Genomic DNA, 19756 nt, shown 5'->3' with positions numbered 1-19756 from the left:
TTACTATGGAGCTATATAGTTTCGTTCACGACAAAATTTTTTGAAACCGGAGGGTAGGGCGACGCGGCCCTACCCGCGCAATATCATCTGCGCCCGGCCGCTGTCTCATCCGGAATGGACAGGGTCCGATTGGTGGGCGGGATGAAGAACTCCTGGTAATACACGCACGCTTCGCGCCCCATCTGGGCGACCGCCTGCATGAAGATCCCGAAGGCAGGCGGTTGCACCTCAAGCAGGGACACGATCCGGTCGTCGAACTGCGTGGCGCGCACGAAATGCCCGACGCGGGTGATTGGCACATTCGATTCGCGTGCGATCAGGCGTTTGAAGTTCACCCCATTCAGCTTGGCCAGCGGCGTTTCCCACAAGGCTGGCAGCAGACGTCGATCGGTATAGAACTGGGTGAAGACGTTGAACTCGTTGTTAACGTTAATCACACGGTCGATCCGGAACACATTGTCGAAGCCGTGGGGGAAGTGAGCCGACCACGGACCGTTACCCTTGACCGCCTCGCGCTTGAGCGCTTTCGAATAGATCGGCAAGTAGCTTTCGCCGTCGTCATCGAGGAAGCGGCAGTGCCAGGGGTCTTCCAGGCGCAGGTCGGTTTCGGCAACGAAGCTCCCCAGCCCGTGCTGGCGCACCACAATGCCCTGTTCCGACAGGTTGCGCAGTGCGCGCTGCACGGTGCCAAGGCTGAACGGGGTCAACTCCGCCAACTCCTCTTCAGTCGGCAGCTTGTCCCCCGGCTTCCAATAGCCGGAGGTGATGGCTTCCACCAATGCGTCAGTCAGCCTCACGTATTTCGGCTGTCCGCCTTTGCTCGGACGCCGGAGCTGCGCGAAGATCCCTGCGTGGTCGGTGGGTTCTGCCATGATTGTTGCCTCAGAAAGCGTTGTGTTCGTCGCGGCATCGGCCCCGTCCTGGCGGGGTTGCCGGCGGTTCCGGGCCGACGCTGGCATCGCCAGGGCGGGATCCGATACCTTCAAGCCGCTAAATATATCCTAACGCTTCTCTCCTCCGGGGTGCCTTCCGGCGCTGGCTTCAGGCATGCATTGCCGGGACTGGCGCCACGGTGCACTCGCCTTGCGCGCCCGATACGGTCAACAGCGCAGGCAATACCTCTCCCCGGCCCGGATCGGCATCCTCCAGGATCATGTCGGCCGCCTTCTCCCCGATCATGATCGCCGGGGCATTGGTATTTCCTGACACCAGCGTAGGCATGATGGAGGCGTCGGCCACCCGCAGGCGGCGCACGCCGCGCACGCGCAGGCGCTCATCGAGCACCGCGCCGGCATCGTTGCCCATCCGGCAAGTGCCTACGGGATGGAAAATGCTCGAGCCGTAGGCGCGGATGAACTCCAGGATTTCCTCATCGGTCTGTACGCCCGCGCCGGGAAGGTGCTCGGCGAGGATGTACGGCGACAGGCTGCGGGAGCGTGCCAGCGCGCGCGCCACCTTTACGCCGGCGATCATGACGGACTGATCGTGCCTGGTGGCCAGGTAGTTCGGGGTCATTGCCGGCGGCACAGAGGGATCGCGCGAGGTGATGCGAAGCGAGCCTCGGCTGGTCGGCCGCAGTTGGCACATCGACATTGTGAATCCCGAAAACGCATGTGGCTTGCCCGCGGTGCTGTCTGCGCTGATGGTGCCAAAATGAAACTGGATGTCCGGCGTGCCGGCGTCCTTGAGCGCGCGCGTGAACAGGCCGCCCAACTGGATACCGATGGCCAGCGGCCCCTTGCGGAACAGCATCCATTTCAGGCCGATCTTCATCCGGCGCCACAGGCTCTGCAAGTCGTCGTTGGTGGTGATCGGTTTGGCGCACTTGTACATCAGGCGGACTTGCAGGTGGTCCTGCAGGTTCTCGCCGACACCGGCAGAGTCGGCTACCACCGGAATGCCATGGCTGCGCAGCAACGCCGCGGGCCCGACGCCGGACAGCTGCAGCAACTGCGGCGACTGGATCGCGCCGGCACAGAGGATGACTTCGCGCGTCGCACGCGCAGTGCATTGGCGCCCGTGCTGACGGAAGCTGACGCCGACGGCCGTGGTGCCTTCGAACAGCACATGCGAAGTATGGGCATCGGTTTCCACCACCAGGTTCGGCCGACTGCGCGCTGGCTTCAGGTACGCCTTGGCGCTGGAGCAGCGCCAGCCGTTTCGGGAAGTGAGCTGGTAGTAGCCGGCACCTTCCTGGCTGGCACCATTGAAATCGTCAGTACGCGGAATGCCGAGCTCACCCGCCGCGCCAATGAAGGCCTCGACCAGTTCGTGCTTTTCGCGGATCGGCGACACCTGCAGCGGGCCGCTCTTGCCATGGTAGGCGCCGCCAAGGCTGTGGTTGGTCTCCGACCTGATGAAATACGGCAGGACGTCCTTCCAGGCCCAGCCAGCATTGCCCAGCGACGCCCAGTGGTCATAGTCCTCGGCTTGCCCGCGCACATAGACCAGGCCGTTGATCGAGCTGGATCCCCCCAGCGTGCGCCCGCGCGGCCAGTAGACCCTGCGCTGGTTCAGGTGCGGCTGGGCTTCGGTATAGAACTGCCAGTTGTACCTGGCGTCGAACATGGTCTTGCCGTAGCCGATCGGGATGTGGATCCAGATGTTCTTGTCGGCGGGGCCCGCTTCCAGAAGCAGCACGGAATAGCGTCCGTCTTCGCTTAGCCGGCCGGCCAGCGCGCAGCCGGCGGATCCCGCGCCTACGATGACGTAGTCGTACGTGCGCTCAGTCATGCCTGTCTCCTTTTGTCTTGGTGGTCTGCCGTGCCTGCCAGCCGGCTAGAGGTCCAGCACCAGCAGCTCGGAACTCGAGCGCGAGCAGCACACTGTCAGGTACTGGCTGCGCTCTTCGTCACTGAGAATGAAGTCGCAGTGCTCGGGTGTGCCTTCCAGGTAGCGCGTGCGGCAGGTGCCGCAGACACCGGCCTCGCAAGAGGTTTCGCAGGTGATGCCCGCCTCGCGCAAGGTCTGTGCGATGGACTTGTCCGCAGGCACCTCCAGCGTCTGGCCGGTGCTGGCGATGCGCACCTCGAAAATGCCGTCGCTGACCGGGTTCTCGGCACGCGGCCAAGCCGCCGTTGGCGCCGCGAAGTACTCGCAATGCACCGTGTCCTGCGGCCAATGCGCCGTTGCCTTGGACACGGCCGCCATCCATCCCGGGGGGCCGCAGTAGTACAAGTGCGTGCCGACCTCCGGATGGCGCAGCAGGTCAGCCAGCGACAGGCCTTGCGCGGGATCGCCATGGTCATAATGGTGGACGGCCTTGCCCGCTTCCACCAGCGGCGCCAGCTGCTCGCGAAACGCGGTGCGCTCAGGCGTTCTCGTGCAGTAGTGCAGCCTGAACTCCGCCCCAGCCGCGCGCAGGTGCGCGACCATCGCCATCATCGGCGTGATGCCGATGCCGCCGGCCAGCAGCAGGTGGCGCCTGGCGTTGGGCTCCAGCGGGAAGTGGTTGCGCGGCGCAGAGACCCGGATCAGATCACCCGCGCGCAACGAGGTATGCAGCGCCTTTGACCCGCCACGCCCATCGCCGACATTGAGCACGCCGACGACATAGCGCTTGCGCTCCGTCGGATCGTTGCTCAACGAATACTGGCGGACGAATCCACCTGGAATATGCACGTCGATATGGGCGCCGGCCGTGAAGGCCGGCAGGTCGGCGCCGGCCGGATCAACGAGTTCGTAGGCATTGATGCCGACGGCCTCGTTGGTGATGGATCGAATACGGAGTTCTAGCATGATGGTTCCCGGTTGCCACGGCGCCTGTTGCCGCTCATGCATCGGTGCCGGTCAGCAGCGCCGTGGCACCGCCCTCCAGCCCGCCGTCGATGTCGTCCAGGCGCCGGCGCACATGCGCGTCGCGTTCGCTACTGGGCAGGGCATCGGCTTCCTTCAGGATCGCCAGGACCTGTTTGCCGACCTTGGCCATCAGCGCGCGGTCGTCGGCGGCCTTGGGAAGGCACAACACGGAATCCTGGGCGTACATGGGCAGCGTGTCGCCCGCAGCGATGGCTGCGGTGCGCGTCGTATCCGCCTGCAGCTGCCCGCGTGCGCCTTCGCGCAGCAGCTTGCGGCACATGTAGACGCCGATGTCGGAGCGCCCCGGGTTCTCCACCGCATGGACGGCGATTGGGCGCTGGCTCACCAGCGCTTCCCAGTCGCCCGGCGCGCGCTGGCCCTCTTCATAGGTGCGGTTGCCGGTCTGACCGACCAGGAAGTCGATCTTGTCGACACCGCAGTCCGCTTCGTTGCCGAGGTGGTCAGGGTCGACCTCATTATTGAAGTGGCGCCAGCCGAAGATGATCATGTTGGTGTCATCAACGGGCACCTGCCAACGCGTCATGGCCGTGGTGGAGTGGCGCTCGCGTGCGGCAGTCGGGACCAGCGAGCCGATCTGCAGGCAATTCGGGAACAGCATCTCGGTGATGCGCACCCAGATCCTGTCTTCTGGCAGGCGGCGCGCGGCAATGAAGATCATGCCGTTGCCCCCGCGCGTGGCCTCCCACTGCATTACCGGCATGTCGCCGAAGCCTTCCAGCGAGACGCCGGCCGAGGTTTCGGCATCGACGCCTTCGACTGTCATATGGTTATGCAGCACTGCGGTGTGCATATGATCCATGATGTTCTCGAACACTTGCAGCCAGTTGCACGGATAGACGTTCGAGAATGGCACCAGCCGCGTGCCTTTGGGCTGCGTATAGGCGTCAAAGACCGGGAACTCAGGCTTGGCATCCGGCGCGCCCATGTAGGCGAAGACCAGGCCATCGCGCTCGAAGGCCGGATACGCGCCGTGGCAAACGGTCTCCTTCAGGCGGCTGTCGGCGGGTTCGCAAGGTGTTTCCAGCAAGGTGCCGTCGAGCCCGTAGTGCCACCCGTGATAGCAGCAGCGGATGCCGTCTTCCGTGATGATGCCGTACTCAAGCGATGCGCCGCGATGGCTGCAGTGGCGATGCAGCACGCCGACGCGCCCGCGCTTGTCCCGGAACGCGACTAGGTCTTCGCCCAGGATGCGGATGGCCTTGGGCAGGTCGGTGAGCTGCTCGGACAGGCATACGGGCTGCCAGAAGCGGCGCATGTATTCGCCCATGGGCGTGCCCGGCCCGGTGTGCGTGAGTTCGGTATCCGGTCCCGGCACGTCGCGTTTGTAGTAGCCACCAAAGGGCATGTGCTTGAGGACGTGTTCTTGCTTGGACTGGCTCATTGCTTGTCTCCTTTCTGGAATGTCGATGTGGGGAGCGGGCCGCGCTTACAGTGGGCAGGCCTGGCTGACGTACTTGGTGTGCAGGTAGGCGTCCAGTCCTTCGGGGCCCCCTTCGTAACCGACCCCGCTCTGCTTGAGGCCGCCGATCGGCGCGTCTGCCAGCGAGGGGGTGAAGCCGTTGATGCCGATCCAGCCGGCCTCGAAGGCCTCGGTCAGGTGGGAGGCGGTGCGGATCGAGCCTGTGAACGCGTAGGCGGCAAGGCCGAAATCGACGTTGTTGGCTTGCGCAACGGCCTCGTCCAGGGTGGCAAACGGCATCACTGGCACCACCGGGCAGAAGGGCTCTTCATGCAGGATTGAGGCCTGGGGTTCCAGCCCTGCCAGCACGGTTGGCGCGTAGAAATAGCCACGCTTGCCGATGCGATGGCCGCCGGTCAGGACGCGTGCATGGCGGCTGTGCGCATCGGCGACAAAGGCTTCCGCCGCGGCGAGGCGGCGCGCATTGTTGAGCGGCCCCATTTGCGTGGCCGGGTCCAGACCGTCTCCGACTCGGATCTCCTGCGTGGCGCGCACGAACTCCGAAACGAACTCGTCATGGATGCGCTCATGCACGAAGAAGCGGTTGGGCGACAAGCACACCTGGCCGGCATTGCGGAACTTGAAGCCGACGCAAGCCTTTACCACACGCTGGACATCAACATCGTCGAACACCAGCACCGGCGAATGGCCGCCCAGTTCCATGGTCACCGCCTTCAGTTGCTCGCCTGCCATCCCGCAGAGCAGCCTGCCCACCGGCACGGAACCCGTGAAAGAAACCTTGCGGATCACCGGTGATTCGATCAATCGCCGCGACACGTGGGCCGGAACGCCGAAAACCAGTCCGATCACGCCTGCCGGAACGCCGGCGTCCTGAAAGGCGCGAACCACTTCGATGCAGGCCGCAGGCGTTTCCTCGGCGGGCTTCACCACCACCGAACAGCCGGCGGCCAGCGCTGCCGCCAGCTTGCGCGTGACCAGGAAGGCCGGGAAATTCCACGGCGCGAAGGCCGCCACCGGGCCCGCCGGACGCTTGATTGTGCTTTCGCTTACACCGGGGCTGCGCGGCGCCATCACGCGGCCATAGACGCGCTTGCCTTCCTCCGCACACCACACGATGGTTTCGATGACGCGGTCCAGCTCGCCCAGAGCATCGGCCAACGGCTTGCCGTTCTCCAGCGTCAGCATGCGGGCGATGTCGGGCTTGCGCGCGGTGATCAGGTCTGCAGCCTTGAGCATGATCCTGGCGCGTTCCCAGGGCGACACCGCGCTCCAGGCGGCAAAGCCCCGCTGTGCCGCGGCAAGCGCGGCATCCAGGTCCTCCTCGGTTGCCAGTGGCAGCTGGGCCAGGATCTCTTCCGTAGCGGGATTCACGACCGGCTGAGTCTGGCGGCCGCCGGCGAAATGCCATGCACCGTCGATCAGCAGCCCGAGTTGTTGCGGATACGCGGCGGCGCTCATGCGGCCTCCCGCAACTGGGCGGCGCGTGCGCGACTGGACTGCACGGCGCGGTGTCTCGTCTGGGTAGGAATCGTCTTCATTGGGGCCTCGTTCTGCAAAAGGGGAACGTCTCTCGTTGGATAAACTATAGTCCTATATAGTTTCTTTGCAAAGAAGAAATCACGACCCCAGGGTTTCTACGGATTCGTACCTCAATCTTCACAGCGAAGATCGGTGCGACGCCGAGACCAAAATCTGTCGGCTTCCCCGGAAGCCTTTGTTGGCAAGGCCTTCCGGCAATCTCACACCTGTCGCCGGTGCGAATGAGGGGAGGGCGTAACAATCTGTCCGCGATCCCGATCGTGAGGCCGAGCGCGACGCGATGCGCGCCGAGACTGCGGCCGCACGACGCCGCCGCCGCGGCGTTCTCGGCCCAGCTGGATGAATCGCTCGCGGAAAACCAGGAAGCGCTCGTCGCCGAGCGGCAGGCGCACGCCGCCACCCAAGCCAGGTTGGAAGCGGGGCGGGTAGAACTAGAGGCGGCAGGCCGGCAGCTGCAGGAGCTGCGTACCCAATTCTCGACCGAGCGGCGTTGGTCTGGGTGCCGGCAGCATTGATCAGATCCCACAGGCTCACGCCGGTCTAGGTGTTCGCACCAACCGTACGGGTCACCGCCGGAAGCGCCTGCAAGGCAGCCAAGTCGAAGGTGCCCGGACGTGCCCCCGCGCCGTCAAGCCGGAACTGCCTGCTGGGCCCGCGGGCCATCTAGCCCTTCCGCGTCGGAGACGTCGCCGCAGGGGCGGTGCTATGCCATTCGCCGCCAACGAAACGTGGTTTCGGAAAACGCGGGTTGCCAGGTTATATGTTCGCTGGCATTGTTACTAACATTGCGCGCTGCGGCCCGACCACACACCTGACGTCTGAACATTTCGGAATTTGCAACCATGCATAACAACTTGCCCCAGCGTTTGCGTTCCCTTCTCTTTGTTCCCGCCGACAGTGACCGAAAGCTTGCGGCCTCGCTGAAGTCCGCCGCGGACGGGCTGGTGTTCGACCTTGAGGACGCCGTGCCCGAGCAGGGCAAGGAAGACGCGCGGGCAAAACTGGTTGGCTTCCTCGAGCGGAACCGCACCGAAATGGAGTCGGCAGTGCTGGTGCGTGTCAACGGGCTGGCCTCCGGCCACATCTTGCGCGACCTAGCCGCCGTGATCCCGCACCGACCCAACGCGATCGTGCTGCCCAAGTGCCGCAACGTCGATGATGTCCATCGCCTGTGCGATTTTCTGGCGGCGTTCGAGTGCGCGCTGCTGGACGATAGCTGGGAGGTGTCCGTCATTGCCATGGCGACTGAGTCCTCAGAAGGCGTGTTCGGACTGTCGTCCTACCGGAATGCGCCGATGCGTCTGCGCGCGCTGATGTGGGGCGTGGAAGACCTCGCGGCCGATCTTGGCGCTTTCTCCTCGCATATCGGCAAGGATCTCACCGCGCCGTTTTCCGTGGCGCGCACCATGTGTCTGATGGCCGCGGCCCAAGCCGGAATCGACGCGATCGATGCGGTCAGCACGAGCCTTACAGATCCGGCGCGGATCCAGGAGGAGGCCGCGCAAGCAAAGCGGGACGGCTTTGTGGCCAAGGCGGCTGCGCATCCCTCGCATATCGACGCCATCAACAAAGCGTTCATGCCGCAGGAAGAAGAAATCCGCTGGGCCCGGGAGGTGGTCGATGCCTTCTCGCGGGTCGGCGCGACCGGCGTGGCCAGACTCGGAAATGCGATGATTGACCGGCCCCACCTGCGCCTGGCACACCGGATCCTGTGCCACCTCGACGAAGATTGACCGCGGTGCCGCAATGGAGATGACAGATTTCTCACGCTGAGTGCGGTTTATCTGATCGCGATTCAGGTGGCCGATGAATTGGCAAGTGCACTCGAAACTCAAATGTCCGTTGTCCAGTTTGAAGCGACGCTTGAGTGTGGGCACGGGTGAGTAGGCCAACGGCCCTAGCTGGGGTGATCGTCCGAATCGTGCGTAACGGTGACGGTCCGGAAAGCCGCCTCCAGCAAGGGTTTCCGATTTCGCAGCAATCGAGATATCGGCCCCAACCGCAACCCCTTGAATCGCAAAGACTCTTGGAGCCTGACCGTATCTATCAACACGAAAGGGACGATCACCCCTTCTTCCGCTATGGCGTGACACCCACCGCCAACAAGCTCTACAGTCTGGTGCGCAAGGGCAGCATGGGCACGCCCGCCGAAGTGCTGCAGCAGTTCTGGCAGGAGCTGCGCGGGCGCACCCGCGTCACCATCGACCACCCGGACCTGCCCGAGGCGCTCAAGGACATCGCCGCCGGGCCATCCAGACGATCTGGCAGGCCGCCAACGAAGCGGCCAGCGCCGAACTGGCGGCGCTGCGGGCGGAAGCCCGCGACGCGGCGAATGCGGCCGAGGCCGAGCGCGATGCGGCGCGTGCCGAGACCGCCGCCGCGCGCGCGGATGCGCTGGCGCTCTCTGCGCAGTTGGGCGAGGCGCGCCAGGCGCACGACGCCGTGCAGGCCGAACTGGCGGCCGAACGCCAGGCGCATGCCGCGACACGGGCGCGCTGGGAAGCGGGGCGGGGGGAGCTGGAGGCGGCAGGGCGCCAGTTGGCGGAACTGCGTACCCAATTCTCGACGGAGCTGGAGCGGGCGCGCGAGGCGGTGACGCTCGCGCAGGAACGCGCCGAAGCCAGCGAGCGGCGCAGCCTGCGCGAACTGGAACAGGAGCGCACCGCGCGCCAGAAGAGCGAGCGCACGGCCGAAGACCTGCGCGGCGAACTGGCCGCGGTACGCAGCGAGGCGCGTGATGCCGCGGTGGCGCAGGCGGAGGGCCGCGCGAAGCTGGAAGCACAGGCCGCGGCGCTGAGCAAGTGGTTAAACCCCTTGTCGCGAGAAAGGCGACGGACGGATTGGGGCAGATGGAGCTTCCCATCGCTGAGGCGATGCGCGACGCGGATCCCGTCATGGGTGAAGCCAGTGATGCAGGCGTCGGTAGTGGCAACGTTGAGTCTCAGGCCCGACGCTTGGACTTCTGGTCGACAAGCCCGGATAGCGGCCCTACGGCGACCGTGTCATATCGGCGCCGGCGGTCTTACGCCGCCCCGGACGCTTCAACGGAAGACGTGGCACGGGAAGCTGTGTCAATCAGCACCGCGCCAAACCAACGGGGACTGACTAAGCGGTAGGGGGTGATGGTGATTTCGATTGCAGGTGCAGCCCAACATCTGTTGGGTGTCGAACAGATTATGACCTTGACCACATAACTTCGCGGCCGTAAGGCGTTACATTTAACGCGTTTTAGATGAGATCTTAATCCTGTTTAATTCTGGGTGACGGGTGATCTCGCGGACTTGCTAGTCTACCCTGGTTCGGAACCGACATCCCCGGCGTCGGTCCCTCTTTTCGCCGCACGGGCCGCAAGAACGGCCTTGGGAAGATTGCTACCGGTGGTGGGATAGGCCCCACCCAAGTCCGATATGCCAGGCCAGTTTGTGCTGTTTCCAGAACCTTTCATGAAGGACAAGGGCGGGGTGTAGATATCCGCACACGCCAACGCCCAATGCAACATGAAACGCATCGTCATCATCGGATCGGGCGGGCACGCCAAGTCCATCATTGATGTGGTTGAGAGGGAGCGCAAGCACCGCATCGTCGGATTAATAGATACTACTTCCCGGGAAGTTATGGGCTATCGGGTGATTGGCGATGAAGCCAGCCTCCAGGCGCTGATCAAGGAATATCGGGTCGATGGAGCGCTGATCGCGATCGGTGACAACAGCGTGCGCGCGCAAGTGGCGGAACGAATTGAGTCGCTGTGCCCCGGGATTCAGTTCACTGTAGCCATTCACCCGACCGCCTGCATTGGGCGAGACGCAACGATCGGTGCGGGCACCGTGGTCATGGCAGGCGCGGTGATCAATGCATGCTCGGCCATTGACCGTCATTGCATCATCAACACCGGTGCGTGCATTGATCACGACTGCAAAGTTCATGACTTCGTCAGCCTGGCGCCCGGAGTCATCACTGGAGGAGAGTGCACTATCGGCGCTTATGCCGCCGTTGGGTTGGGTGCCAATCTCATCCATGGCATCACGATCGGGGATCACGCGGTCATCGGGGCGGGAACTCTGGTCATCAATGACATAGAAAGTTTAGCTGTTGCCTATGGGGTACCGGCCAAAGTCGTCCGATTGCGCGAGCAAGGGGAGCGGTATTTGTGATCAGGCCACTCGCCGGTGATGGAAAGAAGGCTGCCTGATCCGGGGTAATGGTTCGAATCTTGCGGAATGTAACGGTGGCCGCCCGGAAAGCGCGACTCACTTTATCCAAAAGCGCGTCAGCCAGCGCGAACTATCAGAATCGATGCCGTCATCGGCAGTGCAACATTCGTCGATTATCAACGAGCAACGCCTCTCCAACCTGGAGGTGAATGGTCCGCTGATACTTTCTGCTTTCTATCATCTGCTCAATCATCCTTCGCAGCGCATGGCATGTCTTCACAAAGCCACGGTGCGTAGAAAACGTTCCGGCTGTCCAATTCGAACATCGCGTGGTGGGGTCACTTCAGAAAACGGAAAATATTGCACGCTAAGACCAAGCAGGGGCGCGCGGCCGCCGTACTGCTAGTTCCCGCAGTCTGGTATCGAGTTTCGGATCCTTCAGTGCTTTCGCCACCGCGGCGTTCAGCCGAGTTACTACCGGCGCTGGCGTACCCTTGGGTGCAAACAGGCCGAACCAGTTTTCCAGCGTGTAGCCCTTCAGGCTCGTCGAGTCGGAGATAGCCGGAATCTCTGGTGCAAGTGGGCTTTTTCCTTGTGAAGTAATGCCAAGCGCCCGAACCTTTCCGTCCTTGATGAACTGGCGTGCGCCAGCCAGACTGACGAAGGTCATCTCTATATTGCCTGCGATCACATCGAGCAACTGGTTGGAGGCGCCACGGTAAGGAACATGGGTCAATTGCACGCCGGCCTGCCTGGCCATCAGCTCGCCGGACAAGTGCTGCGGATTGCCGACGCCACTGGTGCCGTAGCGAACCTTGCCTGGGTTGGCGCGGGCATAGGCAATTAGCTCGTCGATGGTCTTGTACGGCAGCTTCGGGTTGACCACCACCACGTTGGGCACCTTGACGATCAGGCTTACCGGGAGCAAGTCAGCCTGCGGCGCATATTGCATGCGGCTCTTGTAGACGAACGGATTGATCGCGGTCTCGCCGGCCGATCCCATCAGCAGCGTATAGCCGTCGGCAGGTGCCTTGACCACGGCCTGCGCGCCGATCATGCCGCTGCCGCCGCCCTTGTTTTCTACCACCACGGGCTGTCCCAGGACGGTGCGCAGCTTCTCGGCCAGCACGCGCGCCATGGCGTCGACGCCGCCGCCCGCGGAGAAGGGCACGACGATGGTGACAGGCTTGGAAGGGTACGGGGCCTGGGCCAGTGTGGCGCCGGAGGTCAGGCCGAGCAGCAGCGCTGCCATGCGTCGGGTGATGACGCCTGCCACCAGCCACGCTGCACGCCGAGCCTGTCTGCCAGGTCATCGTCGTGGAATAGGCGGCAGAAGGCATGCATCAACCCGAGGGCCGCATCGCGCGGCATAGGCCTGCGACCAAGATACGGTCTTATGCGCTGCAGCGCATAAGACCGTATCTTGGTCAGGGGCCTCAATCGCTCGGGTGGCACTGCCCCCGCCTTCTTCGTGCCGCCGCGGCTCTCGTTCGCCGTCAGTGACGTGCAGAACCTGCTGACGTTCGTGGTGCTGCTGACGGTGGGGCTGACGGGGATCGAGACCAAGCCGTACTGGTCAGCCAACTGCCCAAGCTGTTCTCCATCCAGCTCGAGGATGCCGGTCCGTTGCGCGAGTTGTGGGGCCTGGGCCGGGCGATTGCCGATGGCCAGACCAACGGCTACAGCCTGGCGGTGGGGCGGCCAGCCTGGGGTGATTCTGGTGCTCAAGCGTTTCGAACGGGTGCCCGGCATCCTGATGCCGTGATCCTGGCGACGCTGGCGGTCAGCGTGTTCCATCTGGATTCGCTCGGCGTGAAGATCCTGGGCGAGATTCCGCAGGGCCTGCCGGCGTTCGCGGTGCCATGGCTCAGCGAGGCTGATCTGCTCAAGATCGCGCTCGGCGGCGGCGCCGTGGCGCTGATCGCGTTTGCCGATACCAGCGTGCTGTCGCGCACCTTCGCGGCGCGCTCGCACATGCGCGTGGATCCGAACCAGGAGATGGTGGCGCTCGGCGCCGCCAATCTGGCGGCGGGCTTCTTCCAGGGCTTCCCGATCAGCGGCAGCGCCTCACGCACCCCCGTGGCGGAGGCGGCCGGGGCGCGCACGCAACTGACCGGCGTGGTCGGCGCCATCGCCTTAGCAGCGCTGCTGATGTTCGCTCCCAACCTGCTGCGCTACCTGCCCACCAGCGCCCTGGCCGCTGTGGTTATCGCCGCGGCCATCGGCCTGTTTGAATTCAGGGACTTGCAGCGCATTTTTCGCATCCAGCAATGGGAGTTCTGGCTGTCGATGCTGTGCTTCGCGGGCGTGGCCGTGTTTGGGGCGATTCCCGGCATCTGTCTCGCCGTGGTGGTCGCCGTGATCGAGTTCCTGTGGGACGGCTGGCGGCCGCACTTCGCGGTGCTGGGCCGGGTGCCCGGGCTGCGCGGCTATCACGACATGAAGCGCTATCCGAACGCCGCACGGATCGACGGACTGGTGCTGTTCCGCTGGGACGCGCCGCTGTTCTTCGCCAATGCCGAACCGTTCCAGCAACGGCTCACCGAGGCAGTGGCGGACTCGCCCACCCCGGTGCGCCGTGTGGTGGTGGCCGCCGAGCCGGTCACCAGCGTCGATGTCACCTCGGCGGACATGCCGCGCGAATTGGGCCTGGCCCTGGCGGACGGCATCGCGCTGCATTTCGCCGAGATGAAGGACCCCTTCCGCGACAAGCCCGAGCGCTTCGAGTTGACCGAGGTCTTCAGCAATGATCGCTTTCATCCTACCCTCGGCAGCGCGGTGGATGACTATCTGGGCGATCGGGCCGGTTAGTGTGACGCCACCACCTCCGTCGCAGGCGCCACATCACGCGCGCTCAGGAATTTCACGACCAGCGCCCCCGTCGCGATAAAGGCCGGCACCGCCAGCAAGGTGAAGATGGTGTCGAAGCCCAGGTGCATGCGCAGCAGCTCACCGCCGAGCAACGCGCCGGTAATGCCGCCGAAGCGACCGATGCCGAGCATCCAGGCCACGCCCGTGGCGCGGCCCTGCGTGGGGTAGAAGCCAGCGGCCAGCGTCGGCATGGAAGCCTGCGCGCCGTTCATCACGGTGCCGGCCAGGAAGATCAGCACGCCCAGCAGGACCTGGTCTGCCGTGCCATGGCCCACGGCGTAGATCAGCACGCCGGCCAGCGCGTACATGGCGGCGACCACCTTGTTAGGATTCATGCGGTCCATCAGCCAGCCCGCGGTGATGGTGCCGATGCCTCCTCCCAAGGGGAATAGCGCGGTCAGCAGCGAGGCGCGCTGGATCGAGAATCCCGCATCCTTCATCAGCGTGGGCAGCCAGCTGGTCAGCAGATAGAAGATGACCAGCCCCATGAAGTACGTCAGCCACAGCATGACCGAGCCCAGCCGGTAGCGCGGCGCCAGCACCGTGCCGATTGCCGAGTGCGTGGCAGGAGCGGCTTCGTGAATGGTGAAACGCTCCACGCCGGCAACGTCGGCGCTGGTTACGCGCGTGAGCACCTCGGCAATGCGCGCGGTCGGGTAGCGGTGCACCACCATGAAGCGGATCGATTCGGGCAGCGCGAAGACCAGCACCACCGCCAGTACCAGCGGCACCACGCCGCCGAACAGCAGCACGCTCTGCCAGCCGAAGTGCGGGATGACCACTGCGGCAAAGAAGCCGCCCGCCGCCGCACCCAACGGAAAGCCGCAGAACATGGTGTTGACCAGCACCGCGCGGCGCTTGGTGGGTGCGAACTCCGACATCAGCGTAACCGCATTGGGCATGGCAGCGCCGAGGCCGAGCCCGGTGAGGAAGCGCAGCACCGTCAACGACCAGAGCGTGGGCGCGAAGGCGGTGGCCAGGCTGCAGGCGCCAAAGAAGAACACGGATAGCACCAGTACCTTCTTGCGTCCGACGCGGTCGGCCATCGGGCCGGCGAAGATCGCGCCGAAAGCCAGCCCGAACAGTGCGGCGCTCATCACGGGGCCGAGCGTCGATTTGTCGATACTCCAGTCCTGGACCAGGGCGGGCGCGACATAGCCCATGGCGGCTGTATCGAAACCGTCGATCGCGACGATCAGGAAGCAGAGGATCAGGATCGCCCATTGATAGGCGGAAAACGGCCGGTAGTCGATCAGGGCCTGTACGTCGACCGCGCCGAGCGCGGGGGGGCTGGATGGCTGCATGTCTCTCTCCGTGGGCAGATTGGATAAAAGAGTTCCCCTGCCGCGCCTTGCGGGGCGGCGGGAGCGTCGGTTCTGGGTGTTCGGGTTGCTGGGCGGTGCGGGTCAGGCCTGCCCGGCGTAGTAGCGGCAGGCATCGCCGAATCGGGAAAACAGCGCCTGCGACAGGGGATCGACGGCCGCCGTGACTTCCGGATGCCACTGCACGCCGATGGCGAAGGGCGCATCCTTGACGCGAATCGCTTCGACCAGCCCATCGCCATGGCTGGCCTCGACGGAAAGGCCTTGCCCAAGCGTGCGGATGCCTTGGGTATGCAGCGAGTTGACGACTGCGCTGCCCGAACGGATCCAGTCCCTGAGCAAGCCGTCCGGCGCCAGCGTGACTATGTGCTTGTAGCGATAACGCTCGACCATCGATTCGGTGGGGTCTTCGCGATGGTCGGTGGCATGGCCGGCATCGTAGATGTCGGGGTGCAGCGTGCCACCGAGCGCGACGTTCATCTCCTGGAATCCCCGGCAAATGGCCAGGATTGGCATGCCGCGTGCGATGGCGCCCTGAATCAACGACATGGCGACGCTGTCGCGGGCAGGATCGACGAGGAACGCAGCGGGCTCGGTACCGCCGTAGAGACCCGGCGCCATGTTGGAGGCGCCCCCCGGAAGCAGCAGGCCCGACACCGCGTCGAGGTAGGGCGCCACGCCCTCGATATCCTCGGCGGCGGGAATCAAGACCGGCGTGACGGCGGCGACCTGGCTCAATGCGCGGCGGTAGCTCTCCTTGGCGCTGTGGAGGTCGTGGTCTCCCACGAAGAACCGGTCACAGACGACACCAACCAACGGGCGGTCGGCCGAGCGGGGTGAGGTGGCAAATGACGACATGGAACAGTCTCTTGATCTCTGCTGCTAAGTAGATTGCATGCCGATAATAGGCGACTGCATGCAATGCATGCAAGAACTATCTAATAAAGTACTTATAAGGCATTTGTGAGCGGCTTAATGCGTCACTATGTATGCATGTACGTGCATAACAAGATGCTAAAGACAAAAAAAGCCGCCCGGAGGTGAATGGCGGCACAAAAAGGGAGCATCCGGAACTGGACCAAGGCGGTCGCTCGGCTGCCCCGGTTCCGATGTTTAGAAGCGGTGCCGCATGCCGATGGCGGCGCCGAGTTGGGAACTGCTGCCGTTGGCCATGACATAAGACGCCGCCGGGCCGTTGTAGGTATCGAAATTCAGGGCCGAATAGCGCGAATAGGCGGCCGAAAGGTAGACATCGGTACGCTTGGACAGGTCGTAGTCGACCACGAACAGCCACTGGCGCGGATTGGCCTGGCTCGATGTGGTCGTGGCGGTCGGGCGGTAGGTGCGCAGGTCGTCGTAGTAGTAGACGAGCGTCAGCGACAGCGCGCCGGTTCGGTAGATGCCGCCCAGCCACCAGAAGTTATCGAGGGCGACCGTGCGTGCCGCCGTGGAGTCACTCTTGCCGAAGCGGTAACCGGCGAAGAGGGACGCCGGGCCCCACTCGTAGCGGCCCGCCACGGCCACCTTCTGGGTCTTGGGCGTACTGCCCGCCGTGCGGGTACCGTCAACCTGGTCATATGACACCTGTACGCCGAGACCATTGGCGCGATAGCTGGCGCCGCCACCCCAGCCCGATCCACTGGTGGCGCTGCCGGCCTGCTCGCCGAAGGCCCAGTGGGTTTCCAGCGTCACAGGCCCGAAGTTGCCTGTGTACTTGACCATGTTGTCCTCGCGCAGCGAGGTGCCGAGCATGAAGACCACCGGTTCGAACTGTGTGGCGTAGGCGGTTGGCGAGTAGCTCGCGTTCAGGTCGAACAGCGATGTGTACTGCCGCCCGAACGTGAGCTTGCCGTAGGGGGCGGAGAGCCCCACGAATGCCTGGCGGCCCCACAGTCGGCCGCCTTGTTGCAGCGTACCGTTGTCGATGGCAATCGCGCTCTCCAGGGCGAACAGCGTCTGCATGCCGCCGCCGAGGTCTTCCGTACCTCGGAAGCCGAAGCGGGAGCCGGCCAGGCCACCCGATTGCATGGCTACCCTGGATCCGCTGCCACCCGTGCTGGTGGCGTTGTGTGTCGTGTATTCAATGTTCGCGTCGGCAACCCCGTAGAGGATCACACTCGTTTGGGCCTGCACTGTTCCCCCCAGCACCGCCCCGCATAGCCCAGCCATCCACCTTTTCATGTCATCTCCGTATCAGAGGGGCTTCTGGTTTCCGGTATTGCCCCTGGGCGACACGCTATGCGAAGTGGAATGACGCCCAGAAGATCCAATCCATGCGGGCTCACCATGCCAATCGGGACATGCCTTGTGTTGGTGCTGGAGTTGGGTAAAATAGTTGGGGATAATGACCAAGGACAGTGCAACATGCCTTCTTCCGGCAACGACGACTTCGACTTGCAGACTCCGGAGAGCCGCACCCGGCTGGCGCCGCGCAGAAAGCCTTATTGGGAGATCGTGGCGCCGGGCCGGCATATCGGCTATTACCGGGGGGCGCGATCGGCCACCTGGCATGCGCGGAAGTTTGTTGGGGAAGGGCGCTATGAAGAGATGCGTCTGGGGCCGTGCAACGACGCGAGCGCGGCGCCGGTGGCGGGCGCGCTGACCTATCTGGAGGCGCTTGCCGCCGCCGATACGTGGTTCGGCGGTCCCGCGCCACAGCGTCCCCGGGCGCGGCAGGTTGCGGTGGCGAAGGCCGAGATCGACGGGCCGCTCGAGCGCCTTCATTCCGATCGGCTCGACGCCATCTCCGATGCGTGGGCCCGGGAGCGGCCTGATATCGATTTCCGTCTGGCCGGGTTCTTCCTGCGCATCGAGCACGCGCATTATCTGCACGAACAGCGCCTGTCCGCAATTTCCCGCGCCAAGGGCGTGAATATTGGCGATCTCCACGTACTGCTGGCCCTGCGCCGCAGCGGCCCCAGCTATGCGTTGCGGCCCACCGACCTGTTCCGGACCTTGCTGGTGACCTCCGGCGCCATCACCAAGCGCATCGACCGTCTGGTGCAGCAAGCACTGGTGGAACGCGTGGCTGACCCCGACGACCGGCGCTCCGAACTCGTGCGGCTGACGCGTCGTGGTGCAGCCATTGCCGACGGCGCGATTTCGCGCATCAACAAGAACCTTTCCGCGATCGTGGCCGCGAGTGGCATTACCGCCGCAGAGCTTGCCACTGTCGATGCCTGCTTCCGCAAGCTCGTTGCCAGCATGTAGGTGAACGCGGCGTATCCGCCGCGCTCATCTGACCCGTCTCGGCGTTTTCCCTGATGCGGCCGCGTGCGATAGCGGCTAGCATTAAATCTTACTAGGAAGATACTTATGGGGAAGACGATGGGGAGTGGCACCTTGTTCAATCGACGGGACATGCTTCGTATCGGTGGCGCGCTGCTGGCGTCACCGGTGATCGACGCGGCGGCACAACAAACGGCCGCCTTTCGCGGGCAGATCAAGCTCGGGCAGACCATGCCCTACAGCGGCCCGGCCTCGGCGCTGAGCGCGATAGGGAAGGTGCAGTCACGCTACTTCCGCATGGTCAACGAGCGCGGCGGCATCAACGGGCGGGAGGTGGTGCTGCTGTCGCTCGACGACGGATACAACCCGGCCAAGGCGGTGGAGCAGACCCGGCGCCTGGTGGAGCAGGAGCGCGTGCTGGCGATGTTCGGCAGCATGGGTACGGCGCAGAACGCCGCCGTGCAGAAATACCTGAACACGCGCAAGGTGCCACAACTGTTCGTGTATGCGGGCAGCGAGCGCTTTGCCGATCCGAAGCAATATCCGTGGACGGTGCCTGGCCTTACGACGTTCCCGACCGAGGCCGCCACCTATGCGGAGTACCTCAACCGCGTGAAGCCAGGGGCCAAGGTCGCCGTGCTTTACCAGAACGACGACTTCGGCAAGGAGTACCTTGCCGCCTTCCGCCAGCGCCTGCAGGAGATGCGCAGCACGATGACCGTATCGACGGCACTGACCTATGAGGTCACTGCCCCCACGGTCGATTCGCAGGTGATCTCGCTGGCGGCGTCGCAGGCCGATGTCTTCCTCAATATCACTTCCCCCAAGTTCACCACGCAGGCGATCCGCAAGGCTTATGACCTGGGCTGGAAGCCGCTGCAAATCGTGCCGATCACGAGCAACTTCGTCGCCACCGTGCTGCGCGCGGCTGGGCTCGAGAAGTGCGTAGGGCTGATCTCGGCCACGCCGACCAAGTCCGCCGGCGACCCAGAGTGGGCAAACGACGCCGGCTATCGTGACTGGCTGACCTTCATGAAGCGGTACTACCCAGAGGGCGATATCACCGAACAGTTGAACCTGAGCGGCTACAACATTGCCGTGCTGATGGAGAAGGTGCTGCGCGACTGCGGCGACGACCTCACGCCGGCGCGCGTGCTGCGCCAGGCCACCACGCTGCGCGATGTCACGCTGCCGGGCCTGATTCCCGGCATCACGGTCAGCACGTCGCCCGAGGACTACCGGATCATCCGGCAACTGCGGCTGCAACGTTTCGACGGCACACGCTGGGTTCGCATGGCCTGAGCGGATCGAACCCGCCCCCTCGAAACGACATTACACAGATAAGCATGTTGATTCCCCACAAACATGGCAGCGCAGGTCAGAAGACGGCGACCCCGGGCCGCATT

At 64.2% G+C, this 19756-nt stretch carries 14 protein-coding genes and 4 pseudogenes; 8 read left to right on the top strand and 10 right to left on the bottom strand.

Annotated elements, in window-relative coordinates:
* Positions 1-83 precede the first annotated feature (83 nt).
* From K309_RS0123080 to K309_RS0123060, 5 genes are all read right to left on the bottom strand, one after another.
* Positions 84-872, bottom strand: a complete 789-nt coding sequence (locus tag K309_RS0123080; RefSeq protein WP_035878173.1) for a GntR family transcriptional regulator — start codon at positions 870-872, stop codon at positions 84-86.
* 169 nt (positions 873-1041) lie between these two features.
* Positions 1042-2733: a GMC family oxidoreductase gene (locus K309_RS37130; RefSeq protein WP_051320564.1), complete on the bottom strand. Its 1692-nt coding sequence runs from the start codon at positions 2731-2733 to the stop codon at positions 1042-1044.
* A 45-nt stretch (positions 2734-2778) separates the two neighbouring features.
* A complete protein-coding gene (locus K309_RS0123070) occupies positions 2779-3738 on the bottom strand; it encodes a PDR/VanB family oxidoreductase (protein WP_029048619.1) in 960 nt (319 codons plus the stop codon).
* 34 nt (positions 3739-3772) lie between these two features.
* On the bottom strand, positions 3773-5200 hold the full coding sequence (locus tag K309_RS37125; protein WP_051320563.1) for a Rieske 2Fe-2S domain-containing protein: 1428 nt from the start codon (positions 5198-5200) through the stop codon (positions 3773-3775).
* Positions 5201-5245: 45 nt separating this feature from the next.
* The gene (locus K309_RS0123060; protein WP_029048618.1) at positions 5246-6697 is read right to left on the bottom strand and encodes an NAD-dependent succinate-semialdehyde dehydrogenase; all 1452 of its coding nucleotides are present in this window, start codon (positions 6695-6697) and stop codon (positions 5246-5248) included.
* 343 nt (positions 6698-7040) lie between these two features.
* Here K309_RS0123060 and K309_RS43060 point away from each other — a divergent pair.
* The 4 genes and pseudogenes from K309_RS43060 to K309_RS0123040 form a co-directional block, all read left to right on the top strand.
* Positions 7041-7263, top strand: a pseudogene (locus K309_RS43060) (DNA-binding protein); the annotation flags it as partial.
* 357 nt (positions 7264-7620) lie between these two features.
* The gene (locus K309_RS0123050) at positions 7621-8511 is read left to right on the top strand and encodes an HpcH/HpaI aldolase/citrate lyase family protein (RefSeq protein WP_029048616.1); all 891 of its coding nucleotides are present in this window, start codon (positions 7621-7623) and stop codon (positions 8509-8511) included.
* A gap of 338 nt (positions 8512-8849) precedes the next feature.
* Positions 8850-9586 (top strand): annotated as a pseudogene (locus K309_RS40190) (DNA-binding protein); the annotation flags it as partial.
* 689 nt (positions 9587-10275) lie between these two features.
* On the top strand, positions 10276-10929 hold the full coding sequence (locus K309_RS0123040; RefSeq protein WP_029048615.1) for an acetyltransferase: 654 nt from the start codon (positions 10276-10278) through the stop codon (positions 10927-10929).
* 148 nt (positions 10930-11077) lie between these two features.
* Here K309_RS0123040 and K309_RS44325 read toward each other — a convergent pair whose 3' ends face one another.
* Together K309_RS44325 and K309_RS37110 are read right to left on the bottom strand one after the other, a co-directional pair.
* Positions 11078-11182: a TauD/TfdA family dioxygenase gene (locus K309_RS44325; protein WP_156914428.1), complete on the bottom strand. Its 105-nt coding sequence runs from the start codon at positions 11180-11182 to the stop codon at positions 11078-11080.
* Between the two features lie 114 nt (positions 11183-11296).
* Entirely contained in the window at positions 11297-12181 is an 885-nt protein-coding gene (locus K309_RS37110; RefSeq protein WP_051320562.1) for a Bug family tripartite tricarboxylate transporter substrate binding protein, read from the bottom strand.
* 213 nt (positions 12182-12394) lie between these two features.
* Here K309_RS37110 and K309_RS44045 point away from each other — a divergent pair.
* Positions 12395-12478: pseudogene (locus K309_RS44045) on the top strand (DUF4118 domain-containing protein); the annotation flags it as partial.
* Positions 12479-12498: 20 nt separating this feature from the next.
* Positions 12499-13740, top strand: a pseudogene (locus K309_RS37105) (SulP family inorganic anion transporter); the annotation flags it as partial.
* On the opposite strand, the gene K309_RS0123020 reads toward K309_RS37105, so the two are convergent.
* The 3 genes from K309_RS0123020 to K309_RS0123010 all read right to left on the bottom strand — a co-directional run bounded on the left by K309_RS0123020 (position 13737) and on the right by K309_RS0123010 (position 17303).
* Positions 13737-15104: an aromatic acid/H+ symport family MFS transporter gene (locus tag K309_RS0123020; protein ID WP_029048613.1), complete on the bottom strand. Its 1368-nt coding sequence runs from the start codon at positions 15102-15104 to the stop codon at positions 13737-13739. The pseudogene K309_RS37105 and the gene K309_RS0123020 sit on opposite strands and share 4 nt — an antisense overlap.
* Before the next feature lie 102 nt (positions 15105-15206).
* Positions 15207-15980: a gamma-glutamyl-gamma-aminobutyrate hydrolase family protein gene (locus K309_RS0123015; protein ID WP_051320561.1), complete on the bottom strand. Its 774-nt coding sequence runs from the start codon at positions 15978-15980 to the stop codon at positions 15207-15209.
* Positions 15981-16235: 255 nt separating this feature from the next.
* Positions 16236-17303 (bottom strand): porin, encoded by a 1068-nt coding sequence (locus tag K309_RS0123010; RefSeq protein WP_029048611.1) that lies wholly within the window; start codon positions 17301-17303, stop codon positions 16236-16238.
* Between the two features lie 183 nt (positions 17304-17486).
* On the opposite strand from K309_RS0123010, the gene K309_RS40185 reads away from it, so the two are divergent.
* Together K309_RS40185 and K309_RS0123000 are read left to right on the top strand one after the other, a co-directional pair.
* On the top strand, positions 17487-18332 hold the full coding sequence (locus K309_RS40185; RefSeq protein ID WP_051320560.1) for a MarR family winged helix-turn-helix transcriptional regulator: 846 nt from the start codon (positions 17487-17489) through the stop codon (positions 18330-18332).
* A 150-nt stretch (positions 18333-18482) separates the two neighbouring features.
* Positions 18483-19652, top strand: coding sequence for an ABC transporter substrate-binding protein (locus tag K309_RS0123000; protein WP_035878170.1), 1170 nt, complete (start codon positions 18483-18485; stop codon positions 19650-19652).
* Positions 19653-19756 lie beyond the last annotated feature (104 nt).

This window comes from Cupriavidus phytohabitans, from assembly GCF_000426345.1.
In the GTDB taxonomy this organism is placed as follows: domain Bacteria; phylum Pseudomonadota; class Gammaproteobacteria; order Burkholderiales; family Burkholderiaceae; genus Cupriavidus.
Note: the sequence above shows the minus strand (reverse complement) of the source record. Positions and strands in the feature narration are given on the sequence as shown.

What these genes read in the sequence shown, in the direction of transcription:
- K309_RS0123080 (WP_035878173.1), bottom strand. Translation starts at nt 872, where the DNA reads ATGGCAGAACCCACCGACCACGCAGGGATCTTCGCGCAGCTCCGGCGT.
- K309_RS37130 (WP_051320564.1), bottom strand. Translation starts at nt 2,733, where the DNA reads ATGACTGAGCGCACGTACGACTACGTCATCGTAGGCGCGGGATCCGCC.
- K309_RS0123070 (WP_029048619.1), bottom strand. Translation starts at nt 3,738, where the DNA reads ATGCTAGAACTCCGTATTCGATCCATCACCAACGAGGCCGTCGGCATC.
- K309_RS37125 (WP_051320563.1), bottom strand. Translation starts at nt 5,200, where the DNA reads ATGAGCCAGTCCAAGCAAGAACACGTCCTCAAGCACATGCCCTTTGGT.
- K309_RS0123060 (WP_029048618.1), bottom strand. Translation starts at nt 6,697, where the DNA reads ATGAGCGCCGCCGCGTATCCGCAACAACTCGGGCTGCTGATCGACGGT.
- K309_RS0123050 (WP_029048616.1), top strand. Translation starts at nt 7,621, where the DNA reads ATGCATAACAACTTGCCCCAGCGTTTGCGTTCCCTTCTCTTTGTTCCC.
- K309_RS0123040 (WP_029048615.1), top strand. Translation starts at nt 10,276, where the DNA reads ATGAAACGCATCGTCATCATCGGATCGGGCGGGCACGCCAAGTCCATC.
- K309_RS44325 (WP_156914428.1), bottom strand. Translation starts at nt 11,182, where the DNA reads ATGATTGAGCAGATGATAGAAAGCAGAAAGTATCAGCGGACCATTCAC.
- K309_RS37110 (WP_051320562.1), bottom strand. Translation starts at nt 12,181, where the DNA reads ATGGCAGCGCTGCTGCTCGGCCTGACCTCCGGCGCCACACTGGCCCAG.
- K309_RS0123020 (WP_029048613.1), bottom strand. Translation starts at nt 15,104, where the DNA reads ATGCAGCCATCCAGCCCCCCCGCGCTCGGCGCGGTCGACGTACAGGCC.
- K309_RS0123015 (WP_051320561.1), bottom strand. Translation starts at nt 15,980, where the DNA reads ATGTCGTCATTTGCCACCTCACCCCGCTCGGCCGACCGCCCGTTGGTT.
- K309_RS0123010 (WP_029048611.1), bottom strand. Translation starts at nt 17,303, where the DNA reads ATGAAAAGGTGGATGGCTGGGCTATGCGGGGCGGTGCTGGGGGGAACA.
- K309_RS40185 (WP_051320560.1), top strand. Translation starts at nt 17,487, where the DNA reads ATGCCTTCTTCCGGCAACGACGACTTCGACTTGCAGACTCCGGAGAGC.
- K309_RS0123000 (WP_035878170.1), top strand. Translation starts at nt 18,483, where the DNA reads ATGCTTCGTATCGGTGGCGCGCTGCTGGCGTCACCGGTGATCGACGCG.